The following is a 20,041-nucleotide window of genomic DNA, read 5'->3' as shown; positions in this document are numbered from 1 at the left end:
ATATGTATCTTTGAATCCAATAAAAGAAGAAGAACTTCTTATTATAGAAGAGTCATCGTCATAAAAATGTTAGAAATAGAAATTGCGACAACTATGTTGACAAACTCCGATTCAAGGATGAAATCATAACTGATAAGAAGAACGATATAATAGACATAAGGACATATCAGTCATTAGAAAGCGTGCATAATGAAGGGTTTGATTTCTCAGTATATGATTATATTGTCTGTGATGAATTCCATTACTTTTTAGGGGACGCTTCATATAATAAAACGACAGATATATCGTTGGAGAGGATACTATCGCAGAGGTCAGCTATAAGAGTATTCATGAGTGCCACAGGAGATTATATGAAGAGATACATTAACAATAATAAAAGGAAAATAACTATTGATTATAGCCTACCAATAAACTTTGACTATATAGAAAAGCTAAGTTTCTACTACGGTAATGACTCATTAAATAAAGTAATAGAGAACACTTTAAAGAAACATGAGAAAATAATACTCTTCATAGAGTCAGCAAAGGCAGCATATGACTTATACCTCCAATATAAGAAATATGCACTATTTAATTGTAGCAAAAGTAACAAAAACTATTATAAGTATGTTTATACAGATAAGATCAAAGATATGTTGAAGAATGAAAAGTTTGATGAAACAGTATTAATAACAACAACATGTATGGATGCTGGAGTAAACATAAAGGATACAAAAGTTAAAACAGTAGTTTGTGATGTAAGGGACGTAGGGGTCCTAATCCAATGTATAGGAAGAAAAAGGCTACAGCCTAATGACGGTAAGATACATCTATATGTAAAGGGTTTAAACAACCAATATTTAGGGGGAATGAAGAGCCAGTTAAAGCTTAATATTAAGAAAGCGGACTTCTTAATGTCCCACAATGTTAAAGAGTATATAGCCAAGTTCCCAAGGCAGAGTGACTACAATAACATAGTCTACGCAGATACTGTTGATGAAGATGATAAGAGCACTCACAAGATAAATGAATTAATGTATCTTAAATGTAGATTAGACATTCATGATATTGACAAAATGTTAGCATTTGGTGATTATGGTTACTGTAGATACTTAGCTGATAAGTTTGGATTTCATGAGGATGGCATATTTGAATATGATGTGTTGGAGGAATTTACGAAAAAAGATAATTTAAGTAATTATTTAGACTCGGTGGTGGGGATTCCATATTTTCAAGTTAAAGATAGAGTAGGGTTAATAAATAATATTCATTCTAAAGCTAACCGTAAACTACTAAAGAGATTAAGTAATTTAAATGGAGCATTAGAAGAGCTAAGATTACCATTTCGTATAATAGAGTTCTCAACAACTAGTATAATTAACGGTAAGAAAAAGAGATTCCGTAAAGCTTGGAGAGTAGAAAAACTAATAATTTAAACAAATATTGGCATGATTTGAGCGCAACCCTCTATATAGAGCCTTGTGATCAAAACGTGCCTTTAATCGCATAATGGGACAATAAATAAAGACACCTCCTAGACTGGAAAGATGTTTGTTGAAGAGAGTAATAATATATAATACATCCGCAACAACTAATAATAAGGTTGTTGCTGTTATAAATTGCGATCTATATTAAAAATCCAAGACTGACGTTAAATGGGTTAAGAAGATAACTACTAGGTTTATCATTTAATTTTGTGAGATGATGGATGTGGGTGATAGAATTCTGGTGAAGATTGTAGATATGGTTCGATGACATGATTGTTGGTTACAACTTAAGTGGTTTATTGGTATATATATTTGGATGCTAGAGTGTCTTAGGAGATATAGTGGAATGGCTTAGTATCAATAGGTGTTGAAGATATAGGATTAAGATAGTAACAATATAATCACCAAACACCACAAGAAAGTGTTAAAGCTAGTGAAGGGAGTAAGGGAGCCTATTTACTAATAAAAATAACCGCAGGCTCTAGGTAAGAGAGTTGTGAAATAAGGTTTATCTTTTATACGACAGCTTTAGGACGGTCATTGAAGGGAAGAAGCAATGATAGTGTGATTTAGTATGTTATTAATGAGTAAACAAATACATCTACAAAACTTTATATTATAAAAGATCTCACCTAGGGTATAATTGGAATGGATAGAAAGGAGGTGTGACAACAATTAATATGAATGATGTAGTCATAGGTATAACTCTAGGCATGGTGGTATTTGTGTTGTTAGAACTATGTATAATAATATATGTTTCTAACAGGTGTAATGTATCCCTAGATTATGATAAGGAGTTAGATGAAATTATGTGTAATGCATACCTGCAAGCTAAGGTAAAGAATGGTGACGTAAAGTTGGTTCAAGGCTTTAATGTAGTTAAGAATACGCTCCCATTCGATAACATAACCATAGATCCAAATGATGGAGGAAACTGTCTAGGGTATTGCTATGTAACAAGAGAGCTCTTCCAAAACTCTCTTATTAAAATTCTTAGAAAGAGGTTCAAGGAGATATATGATGTTTCGTTCTTGATGGATTCGGAATTAAATGACTTTACAATTAAAGTAGTTAAAACAAAGAATAAAATTAAGTATGAGGTAAGCCAAAATGTTTTTGAGATACTAAAGGCGTTAACTTACTATCAGAGAAGATTAAATGGTTATCTATCAATGTATAGAAGTGATCAGGTTATGCCAAAGACATATAGTGATAATGGATCTGCTATAAGGTATCATAATAGGTATCTACTAAGCAAAATAAGAATTTTCAAATCAAACATGTGTAAAACAATGGACTTGAATAAATTGATTCTAAGTAAGATTGATAGTAATAAGTTAGTTATTGTATGTATGGGTGGGCATGATAAGAACATAGCACATTGTGTTTTAGCATATAAGTATGAATTGATAGGCGATGAAGAAATCAAGATATTTGTTTATGATTCCAATATACCAATAACAGAGGACAATGATGTGTCCCAGTTCATATTTATATTATTTAAACTAGTTAAAGGGGAGTGGCAATACACATATAGGCCATCTATAGAAAAAGATATCTATATAGATTATAATTTTAATTCTTATGTACCAGGAGCAACTATTATATTCATGTAAGGTTTGGATCTCTACTTAGGTATAGAGGTCTAGGGATAGCTGTCAAATCCGACATGTAATTTACATAGAAAAACATTTAAGCAACATACTCTAAATGCTTTTGTATATAAATTAGTTTGTTTAAAATCGTTTCTTACTTGGTCTATTAGACCATACTTGGTAGTGAAAATATTAATTAGTACAAGCCATCTATTCTATGTGAGTGTAAGAATCCAAATACAATAAAAGATGCCAGCTATGGCATCTTAAACATTAGATGCAGTTATAGTAGTTTTATAGTATTACTCATTATACATTTCACTTAATACATTAGAAAAAAACTTAGAGGATTCAATCAGCATAGGTTTAAACTCATCTAGTTTTAGTTTTAATTCTTCGGTACCTAATTCAGTAATAGTATAGAACTTCCTTGACAGAGTACTGATAGCATTTTGTATATAGCCTGCGTTAACCATCCTCTCTAAAAGTGGATAGTAAGTACCGTGTGAAGGCCCCCATATATCATAACTAACACCTCTTCGTATCTCAGTTAGCATTTCCGCACCGTATAAAGGTTCAGAGCTTTTGTTTAGTAAAAATAGCGTGTATAGCAGTAAGAAACTTGAACTTGATATTTTAGTAAGAAACATCCTATTATACGCTGCCTTGTAGTCATTATTAGTGTTCCTCGTGGTAACAGCATTGCATCCTGTTGAGTCCAATTTGATAGTTGATATTACTGAATTTATCATTGTGTAACCTCCTTATAATTAAGCAGTTTAATGTCATGATTAGGACAACTGGAAAAGAGACTATCAATAGATCTAATAGCGTAAGTCTTGATAGTAATGATGCTAATAAAAGAGCCTTGAAAAGAACAATCCCCCCATTGACCTGTTAAGGTCATTATTTAAAACCTTGAGTTAGGTAGATACTTTAGCTTAAATTTTATTAAAAGACATTAAATCTGTTCTTGTAGGAGATATTTATTCACTAATGACCTGCTAAGGTCACTTGTTATAATGGAACTAACAACAAAAATTTACAGAAATAGTTATATACACTATTGATGTTCTGTATAGGGTCTTTTAATAGGAGGTTGTGACATCACAAGGAATATAAAGCAGATAGATGAGGGTTGTACAATTTTATGCATTATAGGGATAATAGCTATACATGTAGCAGCATCATAGATGTACCGAAGGACTATAAACAGTGATATTGTGGGAACAAACTGTATTCGTATATTATAGCAAACAGTGCCACTATTTATAAATCATTGATAATAGAGTGTTTAAGACAAGGCGTAAGCTATTTAAAGAAATACAGGATCAAATCATATCTCACTTGTCTAAAGCTATTCTCGCAAGGGGGGTGGGGAATTAAACTAAAGGATGTTACTTAATATATATAACCTGGTACTGAGAGAATTTATTTGGTTTTTTGTAATACGTATAAGGCATTTGTAGAGTTTGTGTAAGTGCATAGTTACTATATTAAAATGAGTTAGAGTTTATTAGTATAAAAGTAATGCAATAGAAAACTATCTAGAATTGGTTTATATTCTAATAGTAAAATGTGACTTATAAATTATATTAGGGCCGATGACTATATAGGAATATCAAATAATACGGAAAAATATGGTATAATATTTACAAGACCAAGCCCAAATTGAAGACTATGACTAAGGTTGATAAAATATATTCAGGGGGTGAAATTGTGGGGACAAGAAATAGTATTAATTTTATACCGCATCTGAAATTCAAAAATACAGAAATGATGATACCTGATCACATCGATAATTTTGTATTTCTAGCAAAAAAAGATGAAGATAAATGGATTGAAAGAAGTTGTGAGAAAATAGGTGAATGGAGATCTGTCTTTCGTAGTACATATATTAGGTGGGCACTATGTATTAATGGATTGTGTGTTGCTTCAGATAAATATGCTGATCCTACATGGAATTCTAAAAATAAATTTACTGTTAGCACTTTAAGAGCTGGTAAATATTGTGTTGAACAAGCAAATATTGTGGTTTGGGATGGGATTACTGCTTCAAAGGCACATAAGGATACCGTAGATATTATTGCTGAATGGGGTATGATTGATTTATACGGTTGTATAGAGGAATTCGTATTTAATCTTTATTCGATTTATTTGGACTATCATCCTAACATATTAATGGAGGGTTCTGAATTTAAAAAGTTAAGAAGAATTTATAATCAAAGAGAGGAGGGAGAAGCAGAGAGAATTTTATGGAATGATGCTTGGAAAGAAAGAATAGAAAAGTGGCATAGGAAAAAGCTTTATGATGGAATTGATAAAATATTTTTATCTTATTGCAATCATTCAAGAATAAAAGAACCATCAAAATATACACATACAACTATACAAACTTGGGCTGAAACGATAAAAGGTATAAGTATTCTGCGAAACTGCTTAATTCATGGTGTTGAAGTAGTTCCTAAAGAACTTGAAGAGTTTTGTCAAAAACCATATTGTATGAGTTTTGACTTTAAAGAAGGACAAACATTAAAAGTCAAATTACATCATTTACAATCAGTAGAAATGTTTACGGATCAATTACTTAATGCTTTAAATACTTCATTTTTAGAATTAATGTATCCGGAATTTAAGGAAATTATTAAGAAAATATAACTTTATCTAACAAGGCAAAATAATAAAACACTAGAGAGTTAGTAAAACAAAGCATTGAATAATTGTTAATTTCAGACGACCTTTTAAAGATTGTATACTATGAGGACTAACTTTTAAAAGTCACTAGACACTGGGTAAGTGTACTTCTAAGAGTACACTCTGTACCCATCAATTAAAGAAATAAACCTCAATTAAAGGTTTATACTATTGTATATATCAGTTATAACTTCCTTAGTTATTCCAATATATTTTAGTGTTATTGCTTGATTACTATGGTTTAACATCTTTTGTATTGTTGGTAGAATCAGAGGGTTATCCTTAGCATTATTCATATATATGATAAGCCCATGTCTTCCTAAGGCTATGAGTGCCATAGTTACTTTAACATTTAGTTCTCTAAGTGCCCCCTTTATAATCTTATGGGTTGCTTGAACAGTTAAGCGTCCTCCACCCTTTTTACTTCTAAACAAGTAGTCCTCTGGAATATATTCAGTAATGCTTGAAAGGTAATACTTGATTGCATCCTTTGCACCTCTATTAAGGGTAAGTTCTCTACCCTTGCCAGTCTTCTGTTCCTTGATAAGGATCGAACCAACCATATCTCGATTTATTAGTACATCCTTTACTTTGAGTTTTAAAAGATCACCAGCTCTAAGACCGACATTGATACTAATAACAAATAGCATGTTTTCTTTTATTATCCTTGCCTTTAAGATATTGCTCAATCTTCTCAATGTCCTTTAGTTTTTTAATTGGCTCAACTTCCATTGGCTTTGGTATGCCTCTTGTATTCAGAATGATATTAATTTGGACCACCTCCGTATTTAGTTAAGTTGTATTCAAATATCATTGTTAGTTGGCATTATATTTATAAAAGGGATACCTATTATTAATTGAATAGCCCTGAACGCTAGAAACACCAATGACTTGCTATATTTAAGCAAATGCCAACTTTGCTGATAAGTTGGCATTATTCCATCCCACCTACATCCCGTTAGGGATTAGCTTTGATATACGTATAGTCTTTCTGTAGAACTCATGAAAAAGAACAATTCACCATTATCCTGTTAAGGATGCTTTTGTTTTTTTATTACTAAGGTTAATTACAGCCTATATATTAGTTATATAAGTGTCGTTTCTATGTATGGACAATGAAGTAAAAGAAACGCTATTGCATAAGAAAGAAATAGTTCAGGTCTTTAAAGCAATTAAATATAAGAAAAAACTCTACATATACTTTAGAATTAGTGGATGTTCCGAAGGGAGACGAAAGGTATTAGGTATAAGGCCTGTTTTATATATAACAATAGCGTCAGGTTAGCATTGGTAAGTCTTAAAGCTAATGTATGGGGATTTATAGTTACAGATAAACAAATGTTTTAGATAGGCTTAGAGGAAGTAGTTACTTCTACAATACGAGTATATATCAGGAGGGGTGGGGCTTGAAACTAAAGAATGAACTTTAATATATATAACCTGATACTCAGAGAAATTATATGTGGTTTTTATTGTTATATATATTTTTTACACTATAAACACAATTTAGGAAGTGTGGCAACTAGGTAAGTCGGAATTGACATCTAATTTACAGAGAAAAACACTCAAGCATTAAATGCTTTTCTCTATAAATTAATCATATTGGGAAGTTTTACAATTTAATTCTAATTAAGTTTGATTTTTATATTTATTATAATACATCCACCTATAACCGCAGGCAGTAGAATATTTTCCTTGGCAACAAAGAGTTATATTACCTTTAGAGTTATAATGTAATTGAGCATCTTTGATTGAGTTGAATACCTCTAACGTATCTAAGTTTATTATGAATGGTTCGGATTGGAGTATTAATTTAATATCGTCAGTAGTATAGGTTTTGAAGCTATCTTCATACATCCAGTGGAAGTTGCCAGAAGATTTTCTTTTGTTTTTGCAGCATTGTCCAATATTAATAGAGTTAGCTCCAGTAGCAGCACTCGCATCTTTTATAGAAGGAAATATTTCTCCAGTTTCTAGACATACTACAGCTTTATTTAAAAAAGTCCTAGGAGTTCTAAGTTTAGATTCTTTCATAGCATTTTTAGAGTCATAGTTACACCAACCCAACTTAGCTCCACTTTTAAGATATATGCGAATAGTTTTGCGTGATAAGTGTAGTTTCTCGCAAATTTTAAGTATTCCTAAGTCATGCATCCAAAGTTTACAAGCACTAATTACTAAAGTACTATTAGCGAAAGCAGAACACTTCTTCCAATCGATATTTTCAAGAGATATTAAATCGGGTAATTCACTATTTAAGATACTATTTTTTATCCAATCTAGTTCTGATCTTTGTGCATCTATAACAATATAGTTTTCTATCCCATTGTTGGTCGCTAATTCTTTTTTTAGAGCATCATTAGCTATTTCTTCTTCCAGAGTACGTCTACGTGATGATTTAGTAGATAATCTCTTACAAAAATCTTTTATAGTATGCTGTGGACCGTTAACCTCAATTATACAATTAAATTTAGGAATATAAAAATCATAATATACTACAAATTTTTTTATGGATTGAATCCATATTGGGTAGTATTCAAGTGTATATTTTAAATTTAATTGAGCTAACACGGACATCACGAATTTAGACGGCCAGGATTTCCCATCTCCACATATTGGACAAGCAAAACCTGATTCATTAATAGTTCTAGCCCTCATACGTTTTATATAACCACAATCAGGACATTTCACATCAAATTTTTTACGAGTTGACCAGCTAAATATAAAGGGTACAGTATTATCACAAAAGTAAGTTGTAAGATGAAGATGAGTTGTATTTATATCATTAATTCCGGTAACAGTTTTTTTGTGACTACACACTAAACAATCACTACCTCTATTTAGGGCTTTAGCAGTAATGGTATCTATGTTAGAACAATTGAGGCATAAATATCTATAAGCCTTAGTATTTGTAGTGGTAGTATTAGAAATAAGTACTTTCTCTAGTATTTTTAAGTTTCTATTGCTACTAGTAATAACATCATCAACATTATATTTATAATAAAATTGATCAACTGTTCTTTTAGTTTTTAAAATATTACTAAATCTAAGATCTCTTACTGAACTTATATATAGTTCATAAGTTTTATTGATATCTAGGAAGGTTATATTTAAGGATCCAGCTTTAGAATTATAACTATTAACATGAAGTGTATAATTGTTACCATTAAATAATATAGATAAATCCATTCCAACGGTAGATGTCCAATATGTTACTAACTTAGAACTATTCGCTCCTACACCAAGTCGTACAGGTAAGTGTGTTAAGAACTTTTTTTGGTAGGTATTTTTAATTTTCTTTATAGTTCATTCCTCCATCTCGTATAATTATTTTAATAGCTAGATTATGTGCAAGTGTCTGTTATTTTATACATGAGATGAATATTTTTTATAAGATATGATAATAATATTAAGTTGTCAATTCCGACATGATATTAATTTACAAATTAATTGATTAGTTATTGATATCAAATTTGAATGTTATCATCCGACTGAGCAGTAAAAACGTTTGACAGGCAGAAAGTATTGGTCTACGCAAGTAAATTATGTAGTATAAGTAGGCATAGCGAAGGAATATCGATGATAGAATCCGATTGTTTTTTTAGCAAAACAATAGCCTTAGTTTGCTATCAGTGGCACTAAAACATGAATCATCGGATAAGTGTAGTACTATGCAAATAAATACTTTAGGAAAGCTGTGAGAAGATAATTGCTTATACAAACACAATTTTATACTCAAGAGGGGTGGGGCTTGAAATTAAAATTGGTTCCAATTATTATTTTATTTAGTATTGACATACTAAATATTTAACATTACAATATGTACTATAATGATGAAAAATATTGGAAGGAGGGATACCTTGAATATAAATATAGATTTAGCTTTAAACAAGTTATATCAAATACAAATAGTTACAAGAGAACAACTATTAAATGAAATGCTAAGAGTCAAATTAACACATAAAGAATTGCAGTTAAATAGCAATATTGAAATTGGTAAAGAAAAGTTGTTCCAACTTATGAAAAAGACAACAGAAGATGAACTAGGGTTCTTCCCAGCTGATAGAGATGACTTTGTAGATATATATGAATCATTAAAAGAAATTGACCTGATAGATTTTACCCTTTATATATATAAGAATGATAGAATGGGTACGATAATTTCACAAAGCTATCTAACAACCTACATTAGAGGTAGAGTACAAAAGGTTAGTCCTAAAAAAATGCTCATAACCGAGGCTGAGAAACATTTATCTGGGTTAAAGCAATTTATAAAAGATTTTGAAAGATCACAATGTACGTTAACTACTCAGTCAAAACAAATGTATTTACTGTTAAAGTTGGCCTTTGGTGATTATCGAAATATCAAAATAGTATTTGAAACCATATATAGCGATTGTTTGATTAGCGAAAAATTCGACTATATATACTCACTACCTACCTTTGGGTGTAAACCTGAAAATATTGGACGTAAGTTTATTACAAGAGATAGTGATGGTATAGCTATGGAAAATATGCTTGAGCATTTAGAGGAAAATGGTACTTTAGATATCATTGTTCCTGCTAAGATAACTTTTGCTGGTATGGATTATAAAAAGCTTAGATCTTTTATAACTAATAACTATAATGTGAAAAGTATCTTTATATTGCCTGAAGGGACTTTTAAACCAACAACAGCTATTAAAACTTATTTATTTACTATTACAAAAGTTCCACAAGATAAAATTGAAATAGGTACATTGAAGCTAGGAAAAGAGACTTTTCTTGTAGAATACAAGAAACAAATAAAAACTAAAGAGTTTTTATCTCATGAGGATTGGCGAGTAGAGCTTTTACTTTCTGATGATGATGAAAATATACAGAAGTTTAAAAACTCTAATTTGGAAAAGGTAAAACTTAAGGACGTTGCAGAAGTCTTTAGAGGTAAATCTATACTAAAAAAGGATACTACAATTGGGAACATCTCAGTTGTAAATATTTCAAATATTGAAGATGGTGAGATCAACTATTTAAATATGGATACTATCGAAGAACAAGAAGAACGTAAAATTAAGAGATATGAGCTGATAAATAATGATGTTTTGCTTTCTTGTAGAGGTACAGCTATTAAATCGGCTGTGTTTAAAGCACAAGATAAACTTATTATTGCTTCAGCAAATGTAATTGTAATTAGACCAAAGGAAGAAGTACTCGGCGAATATATCAAAATATTCTTTGAAAGTCCCATTGGAATAGCTATCATTAAAAGTTTTCAAAGAGGGACAACTATAATGAATATAAACCATTCTGATATCATGGAGATGGAATTACCTATAGTAAAATTACAAAAGCAAAAGGAAATGATAAAAAGCTACAATGAAGAGAAGTGTATTTATAAAACTAACATTAGTGAAGCTGAAAACAGATGGGTTAGCATCAAAAATAATATTTATAAACAACTAATATGAAACGAAACAAGAATTGGAGGATATGGGTATGAGTTCTAGTGATAATCAAATTATTATATATCAAACAGAAGATGGTACTACAAAAATTGATTTGAAAATGGAAGATGAAACTGTTTGGTTAAGTCAGAGTCAGATGGCGGAGCTTTTTCAGACCACGAAGCAAAATATAAGTTTACATATTAACAATTGTTTTAAAGATGGTGAAGTTGATGAAAATGCAGTTGTCAAGGAATGCTTGACAACTGCATTGGATGGCAAAGCATATAGAACTAAACAGTATAACCTTGATGTGATAATATCTGTTGGATATAGGGTGAGATCATTGCGTGGCACTCAATTTAGAATATGGGCAAATTCTGTATTAAAAGAATATCTTAAAAAGGGTTTTGCTATGAATGATGACCTTTTAAAAAAGGCTGGTGGAGGCAGTTATTGGCATGAATTACTAGAGCGCATTCGTGATATTCGTTCTAGTGAAAAAGTTTTTTATAGACAAATTTTAGATATTTACGGAACCAGTCTTGATTATACAGCAAAGGGTAAAAATTCAATATTGTTTTTCCAAACGGTGCAAAACAAAATGCACTATGCGGCACATGGACATACTGCTGCAGAAGTGTTAATGGAACGTGCAAATGCAGAAAGTCCATTTATGGGTATGACAACATTTGAGGGCAAAACAATAAAGAAAAGAGATGTAACTGTTGCTAAAAATTATTTATATGAAGATGAGATTAAGATTTTAAATAGAATAGTTACTGCTTATTTAGAATTTGCAGAACTTCAAGCAATTAGACATATTCCAATGTATATGAATGATTGGATAAAAAAACTTGATGACTTTATCAAACTAAGTGGTAGCGAGCTTTTAGAAAACTCAGGAAAAGTTAGCCACTTAGAAGCAACAACAAAAGCTATGCTAGAATTTGAAAAATATAAAGAAAAGACAAAAGATGACCTTTCGGCAATTGAAATGGATTTTTTAGATGACATGAAAAAAGTACAGAAGAAATTAGAGAAAGATGGAGGAAGAAAATAATGGGAGTAAGTTTAGAGTTTGAAAATAAACTATGGGAAATGGCGGACAAGCTAAGAGGGAATATAGAAAGTAGTGAGTATAAGCATGTTATATTAGGTCTTATTTTTTTAAAGTATATCTCTGATGCTTTTGAAGAAAAACATGCAGAGCTAGTAGTAGATGGAGATGGATTTGAAGAAGATAGAGATGCTTATACAGAAAAGAGTATATTCTTTGTACCTCCAAGCGCTAGATGGGAATTTATTAAAAAAAGTGCAAAGCTAATAACAATAGGACAGATCATAGATGATTCTATGATAGATATAGAAAGAGAAAATGCCTCTTTGAAAGGAGTATTACCTAAAAATTATGCAAGACCAGAAATTGATAAAACAAAGCTTGGGGAGCTTATAGATTTATTCTCATTTAATTTAGGAAGCAAAGAGTCAAGAGCTCAAGATGTATTAGGACGTGTATATGAATATTTCTTAGGTCAGTTTGGAAGTTCTGAGGGCGAGTTCTATACGCCACCATCAATTGTAAAGCTTCTTGTAGGAATGATTGAGCCATTCAAAGGTAGAGTATATGATCCTTGCTGTGGTTCAGGTGGTATGTTTGTACAATCTGGAAAATTTGTAGAGGAGCACAAAGGAGGTAACGACGACATCCATATATTCGGTCAAGAATATACGGCTACTACATGGAGACTTTGTAAAATGAACCTTGCTATTCGTGGGCTTGATGGAAACTTAGGAGAGAGAGATGCGGATACCTTTGGTAATGATCTTCATAAGAACCTTAGAGCAGATTATATCCTGGCTAACCCACCATTTAATGTTAGTGACTATACATTAATACAAGATGACGTACGTTGGAAATATGGCATTCCGCCACAAAATAATGCTAACTATGCTTGGATAGAACATATGATAAGCAAGTTATCACCTAGAGGTATTGCTGGTTTTGTACTTGCTAATGGATCCATGAGTACCTCAACAAATGCAGAAGCTGAAATTAGAAAAAATATTATAGAAGCGGGACTTGTGGATTGTATTGTGACCATGCCAGCAAACTTATTTTATAATGTGGCGATTCCAGTTTGTTTATGGTTTATCTCTAAGAAAAGAGAAAATCGTAAGGAAAAGATTCTATTTGTTGATGCTAGAAAAATGGGTACTATGCTTACGCGTAAGCATAGAGAATTATCTGATGTGGAAATTAAACATATATATGATACATATCATAATTGGAGAGATGAAAAGGAATATAAAGATGTTAAAGGTTTTTGTAAATCAACAAACATTGAGGAAGTTAGAGGTCACGAGTATATATTGACTCCTGGACGATATGTTGGAATTGAAAAAATATAAAACGATGGTGAACCATTTGATGAAAAGATGACAAGGTTAGCTGGTAATATTTCAGAGCTGTTTTCTAAATCTCATAAATTAGAAGAGGAGATCAAAGATAGGCTGGGGGCGATTGGGTATGAGTTCTAGTAAATATTTAATAGTATTTGATTCTAACATTCTTTATGAGCAATATGATAAAAAAGCAGATTTTAGTAGATTTTATTTCAACTCAACGCTTACCAATATTATTGATAAAATTGAAGAACTAGACGTTTATGAGCATATTAAAGTTGCAATTCCTATTGTTGTTTGGAAAGAAATGAAACAACAAAAAATAAGTGCATATCATAAAAAATTAAAAGAAGTAAAAGATAAAATAGAAAGATTTATATTTCCTTCTTTCATGGTTAATAGTGAAAATGATGACTTCAATTATGAAACTTATTTAGAAGAAGAAATAGTAAAATATAGGATAGAACTTGATAAAAAGTTAGTCGAAATAGTAGATTTTGATTTGCCAACATCAAACCGCTTTAGCAGTATAATTGATAGGGCATTTAAGAAAAGACCGCCTTTTGAAGGAAAAGATACCAAATCAGATAAAGGATTTAAAGATGCTTTGCTTTGGGAAAGTATATTAGAGTTTAAATCTCAAGATAAGGACATTTGCATTTTATATTATACTAATGATAAAATATTTAACGATGATTTGAAGAGAGAGTATGCAGAACTATTTGATAACTCAGAAATTAAAATATTCCGTAAAGATGAAGAAAATATATTAATGAAAGAAATAGAAAATATAGCTAAAAATATTGATGAGTATACATATATCCCAGAGATGTTTGATGAAGATCAAGATATGAAAGATTGGTTACAGTCTGCAGACTTTAAAGGTCAATTTTTGAAATACTCAGATGATTTTAAAGCTTTAAATAAATATATTAGTTTTAGTAGCATTGAAATTCTTGATATTGATAATATTAGTGAAAAAGAAAAAATAAACGAACCTAATCCTGAAATGCAAGTTAATTTAAGTGCAGAAGTGACTTTTGATGTTAAAGGAGCGACTCAAATAAAGGACACTTATGAAATGTTAGTTTCGGTTAATGTTATGGATGAAGTGGCATTTTCGATAGAAAACGTTGATATAGAGGATGGGAGTGAAGAAAATGAGTAATTGGGAAAAGGTTAGATTAGGGAATGTAGTGATTTTTAATCCGCGTGAAAGTATCTCTAAAAATCAAATAGCTAAAAAAATATCAATGGAGAAATTAAAACCTTTCACTAAGTTTATAGATAAGTATGAAATGTCTATATTTAAGGGTGGAACAAAATTTCGAAATGGTGATACCTTATTATCTCGTATTACACCTTGTCTTGAGAACGGAAAAACATCTCAAGTTACAATATTAGATGAAAATGAGGTAGGTTTTGGATCTACTGAATTTATAGTTTTAAGAGAAAAGGAAGGAATTACAGACAAGGACTATATTTATTATTTATCAATAAGTCCTATATTTAGAAATATTGCTATTCAATCAATGGTTGGCTCATCAGGTAGACAGAGGGTACAACAGGATGCGTTAGAAAATATTGAAATATTCATTCCATCCCTTCCAGAACAAAAATCTATAGCAGATACATTATCTTGTTTTGATAATAAAATAGAAATAAACACTCGTATCAACAAAATCATTGAAGAAATGGCACAGACTATTTTTAAGAGCTGGTTCGTGGATTTTGAGCCATTTAAAGATGGTGAGTTTGAGGAAAGCGAGTTAGGAAGTATACCTAATGGGTGGAGAACGGGTACGTTGGGGGAACTTATTTATGATACTTTAGGCGGTGACTGGGGTAAGGAAATATCTAAAGGTAAGTTTGTTGAAGAGGTTACGTGTATAAGAGGTGCAGATATTCCCAAAATAGCTTCAGGTAATAAAGGGAAGCCTGCGACAAGATTCATTTTAAAAAAGAATTTAGAAAAGAAGCAGTTGTCGGGGGGACAAATTATTATAGAAATATCTGGGGGGAGTCCAACTCAATCAACTGGGCGTACCGCATTAATAACAGAAGAATTAGTAGCTATATATGATAAACCTTTGATCTGTACTAATTTTTGTAGAGCATTGTCTCTTAAAAAAAATAGTTATTCGACTTTTGTATATTCAATGCTTCAATATTTATACAAAATTGATTTGTTTTTTCAATATGAGAATGGCACAACCGGAATAAAGAATTTAGATACAAATAATTTGTTTAATAAGTATCAAATAGTTATACCTACAGATAAAATTATGGGAGAGTATGAAGAGGTATTTAGTACATTAATAAAATCTATATACAATAACGGAAGTCAATCAGATAAACTATCAACTATTCGTGATACAATACTGCCAAAGTTAATAAGTGGTGAAATAAGAGTTCCAATAGAGGGGGTGGAATTGAATGGCTAATAATAATTTTTGTGAGTCTCACTTAGAGGAAGCTACACTTGAGTGGTTTGAGGAACTAGGATATGAGGTAGTATTTGCACCAGATATTGCTCCAGTGGGTGAGTATGCTGAGCGTGAAGATTACAGTGATGTTATATTATCTGATAGGTTAAGAGATGCTCTTTCAAGAATAAATCCTAAAATGTCAAGTGGGGCTATTGAAGAAGCTTTTCGTCAGATTTCAATACCACAAAGCCCAAGCTTACTAATGAATAATAAAGCGTTTCAGAAGATGGTAACTGATGGTATAGATGTTCAAGTGAAGCAAAAAGATGCTAGTTATAAAACGGAAAAGATCTATGTGTTTGATTTTGAAAAGCCATTAAATAATGAATTTATGGTAGCAAATCAGTTTACAATAGTGGAACATGGTAAGGAAAAAAGGCCAGATGCAATAGTGTTTATAAATGGAATTCCACTAGTAGTTATAGAGCTTAAAAGTGCTAGTGACGAAAATGTAGATATAACAGATGCGTATAATCAGCTTCAAACTTATAAGATAACTATACCTTCATTATTTACCTACAACTCATTTATGGTAACCAGTGATGGAATTAATGCAAGAGCTGGTACATTAACTTCAGAGGAAGATAGGTTTATGGCATGGCGGACTATTGAGGGTGATGATGTTGCCCCAGTGTCTATTCCACAGCTTGAAGTACTAATTAAGGGTATGTTTGAGCGCAACCGTTTCCTTGATATTATTAAACAATTTGTATTATTCCAAAGTGATGGTAAGGATACATTTAAAATACTTGCAGGCTATCATCAGTACCATGCGGTAAACAAGGCTGTTGAAAGTACAGAACGTGCTACTATGCAAAGTGGAGACAGAAGAATAGGTGTTGTATGGCATACCCAAGGTAGCGGAAAGAGTTTGACGATGGTTTTTTATGTGGCAAAACTTGTTATTAGTTCAGAACTTGGAAATCCAACAATTGTGGTTATTACAGATAGAAATGATCTTGATGATCAGCTGTTTGGTACATTCTTAAAGTCGAAAGATATACTTAGAACTACGCCAGTGCAAGCTACAGATAGAACGAATCTAAGGGATTTACTTAATAACCGCACCAGCGGAGGCATTATATTTACTACTATCCAAAAATTTTCACCAGATGATAAAGGCGACGCCGCACCTGTACTTACAGATCGTAAAAATATTATTGTAATGGCTGATGAAGCACACCGTAGTCAATATGGATTTGGTGCTGATATTGTTAAAAGTGATGACGGTGCTGATGTAAAATATGGTTATGCGAAGTATATGCGTGATAGTCTTCCAAATGCTTCTTATATTGGATTTACGGGTACACCAGTTGAACTTACCGATAAAAATACTCGTGCAGTATTTGGAGATTATATCGATGTTTATGATATGGCCAGAGCTGTAGTTGATGGTACAACGGTTAAAATCTTCTATGAAAGTAGAATTGCAAAACTTGAACTCCCTGAGGAAATGAAACCTATAGTTGATACTGAGTATGATGAAATCACAGAGTATCAAGAGGTAGGTCAAAAGGAAAAATTAAAAAGTAAGTGGGCAAGACTTGAAGCTATTGTTGGATCAAGTCAAAGAGTTAAGTTAATAGCAAAAGATATTGTTGATCATTTTGAAAAGCGGGAGCAGGCTCAAGAATTTGAAGGTGGTAAAGCCATGATCGTTGCCATGAGTAGAAGAATTGCTATTGATTTATATAAAGAAATTGTAGCACTTCGTCCAGATTGGCACAGTGATGAATTAATGGCTGGTAAAATAAAAGTAGTAATGACAGGTAGCTCCTCTGATCCTGTAGAGTGGCAACCTTTTATTGGTACAAAGGCAAATCGTGAGACACTTGCTAAACGTATGAAAGATAAAAAAGACGAGTTACAATTGGTAATCGTACGTGATATGTGGCTTACAGGGTTTGATGTACCTAGTATGCACACAATGTATATTGATAAACCAATGAGAGGTCATAATTTAATGCAAGCTATAGCTAGAGTAAATCGAGTATTTAAGGAAAAGCAAGGTGGGCTTGTTGTTGATTATATAGGGATTGCTGAGAACTTAAAAGAAGCACTTTCACAATATACAGAAAGCGATAAAGAGACTACAGGTGTTGATACAGAAGTTGCATCTATGGTACTTCTTGAAAAGCATGATCTCATAAAAGAATTACTTCATGGTCATGACTATAGCAAATTCTTTACTGGTAAATCAAGTGAAAAAATGAAAGCAATCGTAGAAACTATGGATTATATTATTGGACTTAGAGAAGATAGGAAGAATGATTATATTAAACTGGTAACAGAGCTTGCAAGAGCATATTCTCTATGTGCAACAACAGACATTGCAGAGAGATTAAATATAGAGATTGGATTTCATAAGGCAGTCAAAGCAAGCTTAATCAAGATGATTAGCGATGACAACAAGAAAAAGACAACATCCCAGCTTGATAATGAATTAAATCAATTGATCTCTAGATCAATATCTTCAAATGAAGTGGTAGATATTTTAGCATCAGTGGGACTTAACAAACCTAACATAGCCATTCTTTCTGATGAGTTCCTGGAAGAAGTTAAAGGAATGAAGCAGAAAAATCTAGCTGTAGAACTACTAAATAGATTGCTAAAAGGTAGTATTAAATCTTTTTCTAGACGCAACCTAGTGCAATCTAAGAAATTCTCAGAATTACTAGAAGCTGCTATTATAAAATATCAAAATAGATCAATCGAAACTACCCAAGTTATCATGGAACTCATAGAACTTGCTAAGAAAATCACAGAGGCAGAAAAGCGTGGTGAATCTACAGGTCTTACTCCTGATGAATTAGCATTTTATGATGCTCTATCTGACAATGAATCTGCAAAAGAAATTATGGGCGAGGATATACTAAAACAAATAGCTAGAGATCTAACTGTGTCTATAAAAAACAGTATTAGTGTTGATTGGTCAATTCGTGAAAGTGTTCAAGCTAAGATGAAGATGACTATAAAAAGGCTACTTAAAAAATATGGCTATCCACCAGATAAGACAATGAGGGCAGTCGATATTGTAATGGAACAAACAAAGCTTATGTGTTCTAACGAAGTGATTTATGCACCAAGTAGTAAAGATAAATCTTACACTGATAGGGTTGCAGAGGAATCAAACGATTACTTATAAATTGTATAAGAAGGAATTGGTTTTAGTTTTTGCTTATATGAATATCAATAAAAAGTAGGGAGGTCATAATTATGGCAGATATTAAGTTTGAAATACAAAAAGAATTAGGAACTATAGCAGAGTCAGCAAAAGGGTGGACTAAAGAACTTAACCTTATTAGTTGGAACGGTAAAGAGGCCAAGTATGATATTAGAGATTGGGATTTAGAACATAAGAAGATGGGTAAGGGTGTGACGTTGTCTGTAGAGGACTTAAAGAAGCTTAAAGATATACTTAATGGTATGGATTTATAATTAATTTAGAGGCATCCAGTATTGTAAAATCATAAAAGGTTTACAGAAAACAAATGGTATTTTTGTACCAAATAATTAAGAGTAATCAAGTAAGGAGGATCATTATGGGATTAGTATTAGACAACAGGGAAGATAAAAGTCTTGCCCAGTTATGTAGTTATCTTGATTTAGAAGTTAGGAAAGCTGCAAATAGAAATGGTAACGGTTTTTTGGAACAAGTTTTAAGTTGTAGTGGAGTGTCCTCGTTAATTGCAGAATATGGATATTATTTTGATCCATACAGCTTTAACAGGGGGTATAGAAATAATAATGATAGTTTCAATCCCGAATTAGGAATGCTCAAACTTTGCTCTGAAATTAAGAATAATAAGGAAGTATTAAACGAATTTCTTAATGAAGTTTTCATGAGATTACATGGTATCGGAGTTTGTCAACATAGTTGTCGCAATTTCTATTTCTAACATTTTTATGACGATGACTCTTCTATAATAAGAAGTTCTTCTTCTTTTATTGGATTCAAAGATACATAT

General features: G+C 31.7%; 14 protein-coding genes and 1 pseudogene. 12 read left to right on the top strand and 3 right to left on the bottom strand.

Features of this window, described 5'->3' with window-relative positions:
* The first annotated feature begins 350 nt into the window (after window positions 1–350).
* Both KPL37_RS16730 and KPL37_RS16725 read left to right on the top strand, forming a co-directional pair.
* Complete coding sequence (locus tag KPL37_RS16730; RefSeq protein WP_216151170.1) at window positions 351–1,415, top strand: hypothetical protein; 1,065 nt, start codon at window positions 351–353, stop codon at window positions 1,413–1,415.
* A 716-nt stretch (window positions 1,416–2,131) separates the two neighbouring features.
* On the top strand, window positions 2,132–3,082 hold the full coding sequence (locus tag KPL37_RS16725; protein ID WP_216151169.1) for a hypothetical protein: 951 nt from the start codon (window positions 2,132–2,134) through the stop codon (window positions 3,080–3,082).
* 281 nt (window positions 3,083–3,363) lie between these two features.
* On the opposite strand, the gene KPL37_RS16720 is transcribed toward KPL37_RS16725, so the two are convergent.
* Window positions 3,364–3,813, bottom strand: a complete 450-nt coding sequence (locus KPL37_RS16720) for a PadR family transcriptional regulator (protein ID WP_216151168.1) — start codon at window positions 3,811–3,813, stop codon at window positions 3,364–3,366.
* Between the two features lie 967 nt (window positions 3,814–4,780).
* On the opposite strand from KPL37_RS16720, the gene KPL37_RS16715 reads away from it, so the two are divergent.
* Window positions 4,781–5,719, top strand: a complete 939-nt coding sequence (locus KPL37_RS16715) for a hypothetical protein (RefSeq protein WP_216151167.1) — start codon at window positions 4,781–4,783, stop codon at window positions 5,717–5,719.
* Window positions 5,720–5,910: 191 nt separating this feature from the next.
* Here KPL37_RS16715 and KPL37_RS16710 read toward each other — a convergent pair whose 3' ends face one another.
* Window positions 5,911–6,444 (bottom strand): tyrosine-type recombinase/integrase, encoded by a 534-nt coding sequence (locus KPL37_RS16710; protein WP_216151166.1) that lies wholly within the window; start codon window positions 6,442–6,444, stop codon window positions 5,911–5,913.
* A gap of 419 nt (window positions 6,445–6,863) precedes the next feature.
* Between KPL37_RS16710 and KPL37_RS16705 the strand changes: the two genes are divergently transcribed.
* Window positions 6,864–7,040: a hypothetical protein gene (locus tag KPL37_RS16705; RefSeq protein WP_216151165.1), complete on the top strand. Its 177-nt coding sequence runs from the start codon at window positions 6,864–6,866 to the stop codon at window positions 7,038–7,040.
* A 344-nt stretch (window positions 7,041–7,384) separates the two neighbouring features.
* Here the strand turns inward: KPL37_RS16705 and KPL37_RS16700 are convergent, their stop codons facing one another.
* A complete protein-coding gene (locus KPL37_RS16700; RefSeq protein ID WP_216151164.1) occupies window positions 7,385–8,944 on the bottom strand; it encodes a hypothetical protein in 1,560 nt (519 codons plus the stop codon).
* 671 nt (window positions 8,945–9,615) lie between these two features.
* On the opposite strand from KPL37_RS16700, the gene KPL37_RS16695 reads away from it, so the two are divergent.
* The 8 genes and pseudogenes from KPL37_RS16695 to KPL37_RS16660 all read left to right on the top strand — a co-directional run bounded on the left by KPL37_RS16695 (window position 9,616) and on the right by KPL37_RS16660 (window position 19,972).
* The gene (locus KPL37_RS16695) at window positions 9,616–11,202 is read left to right on the top strand and encodes a restriction endonuclease subunit S (RefSeq protein WP_216151163.1); all 1,587 of its coding nucleotides are present in this window, start codon (window positions 9,616–9,618) and stop codon (window positions 11,200–11,202) included.
* 28 nt (window positions 11,203–11,230) lie between these two features.
* Window positions 11,231–12,241 carry a virulence RhuM family protein gene (locus tag KPL37_RS16690; RefSeq protein WP_216151162.1) on the top strand — a complete coding sequence of 337 codons (1,011 nt, stop codon included), beginning with the start codon at window positions 11,231–11,233 and terminating at the stop codon, window positions 12,239–12,241.
* Window positions 12,241–13,719, top strand: a pseudogene (locus tag KPL37_RS16685) (type I restriction-modification system subunit M). The gene KPL37_RS16690 and the pseudogene KPL37_RS16685 overlap by 1 nt, the downstream one beginning before the upstream one ends.
* Window positions 13,709–14,752: a PIN domain-containing protein gene (locus tag KPL37_RS16680; RefSeq protein WP_216151161.1), complete on the top strand. Its 1,044-nt coding sequence runs from the start codon at window positions 13,709–13,711 to the stop codon at window positions 14,750–14,752. The pseudogene KPL37_RS16685 and the gene KPL37_RS16680 overlap by 11 nt, the downstream one beginning before the upstream one ends.
* Complete coding sequence (locus KPL37_RS16675; RefSeq protein ID WP_216151160.1) at window positions 14,745–16,028, top strand: restriction endonuclease subunit S; 1,284 nt, start codon at window positions 14,745–14,747, stop codon at window positions 16,026–16,028. The genes KPL37_RS16680 and KPL37_RS16675 overlap by 8 nt, the downstream gene beginning before the upstream one ends.
* On the top strand, window positions 16,021–19,218 hold the full coding sequence (locus tag KPL37_RS16670) for a type I restriction endonuclease subunit R (RefSeq protein ID WP_216151159.1): 3,198 nt from the start codon (window positions 16,021–16,023) through the stop codon (window positions 19,216–19,218). Before KPL37_RS16675 ends, KPL37_RS16670 begins: the two co-directional genes overlap by 8 nt.
* A gap of 71 nt (window positions 19,219–19,289) precedes the next feature.
* A complete protein-coding gene (locus KPL37_RS16665; RefSeq protein WP_216151158.1) occupies window positions 19,290–19,511 on the top strand; it encodes a YdbC family protein in 222 nt (73 codons plus the stop codon).
* A gap of 104 nt (window positions 19,512–19,615) precedes the next feature.
* Window positions 19,616–19,972, top strand: a complete 357-nt coding sequence (locus KPL37_RS16660) for a hypothetical protein (RefSeq protein WP_216151157.1) — start codon at window positions 19,616–19,618, stop codon at window positions 19,970–19,972.
* Window positions 19,973–20,041 lie beyond the last annotated feature (69 nt).

Origin of the sequence: Clostridium frigoris (genome assembly GCF_018861865.1) — a bacterium.
Classification (GTDB): Bacteria; Bacillota; Clostridia; order Clostridiales; family Clostridiaceae; genus Clostridium_AD; species Clostridium_AD frigoris.
This window is presented reverse-complemented; position numbering and strand designations above follow the sequence as displayed.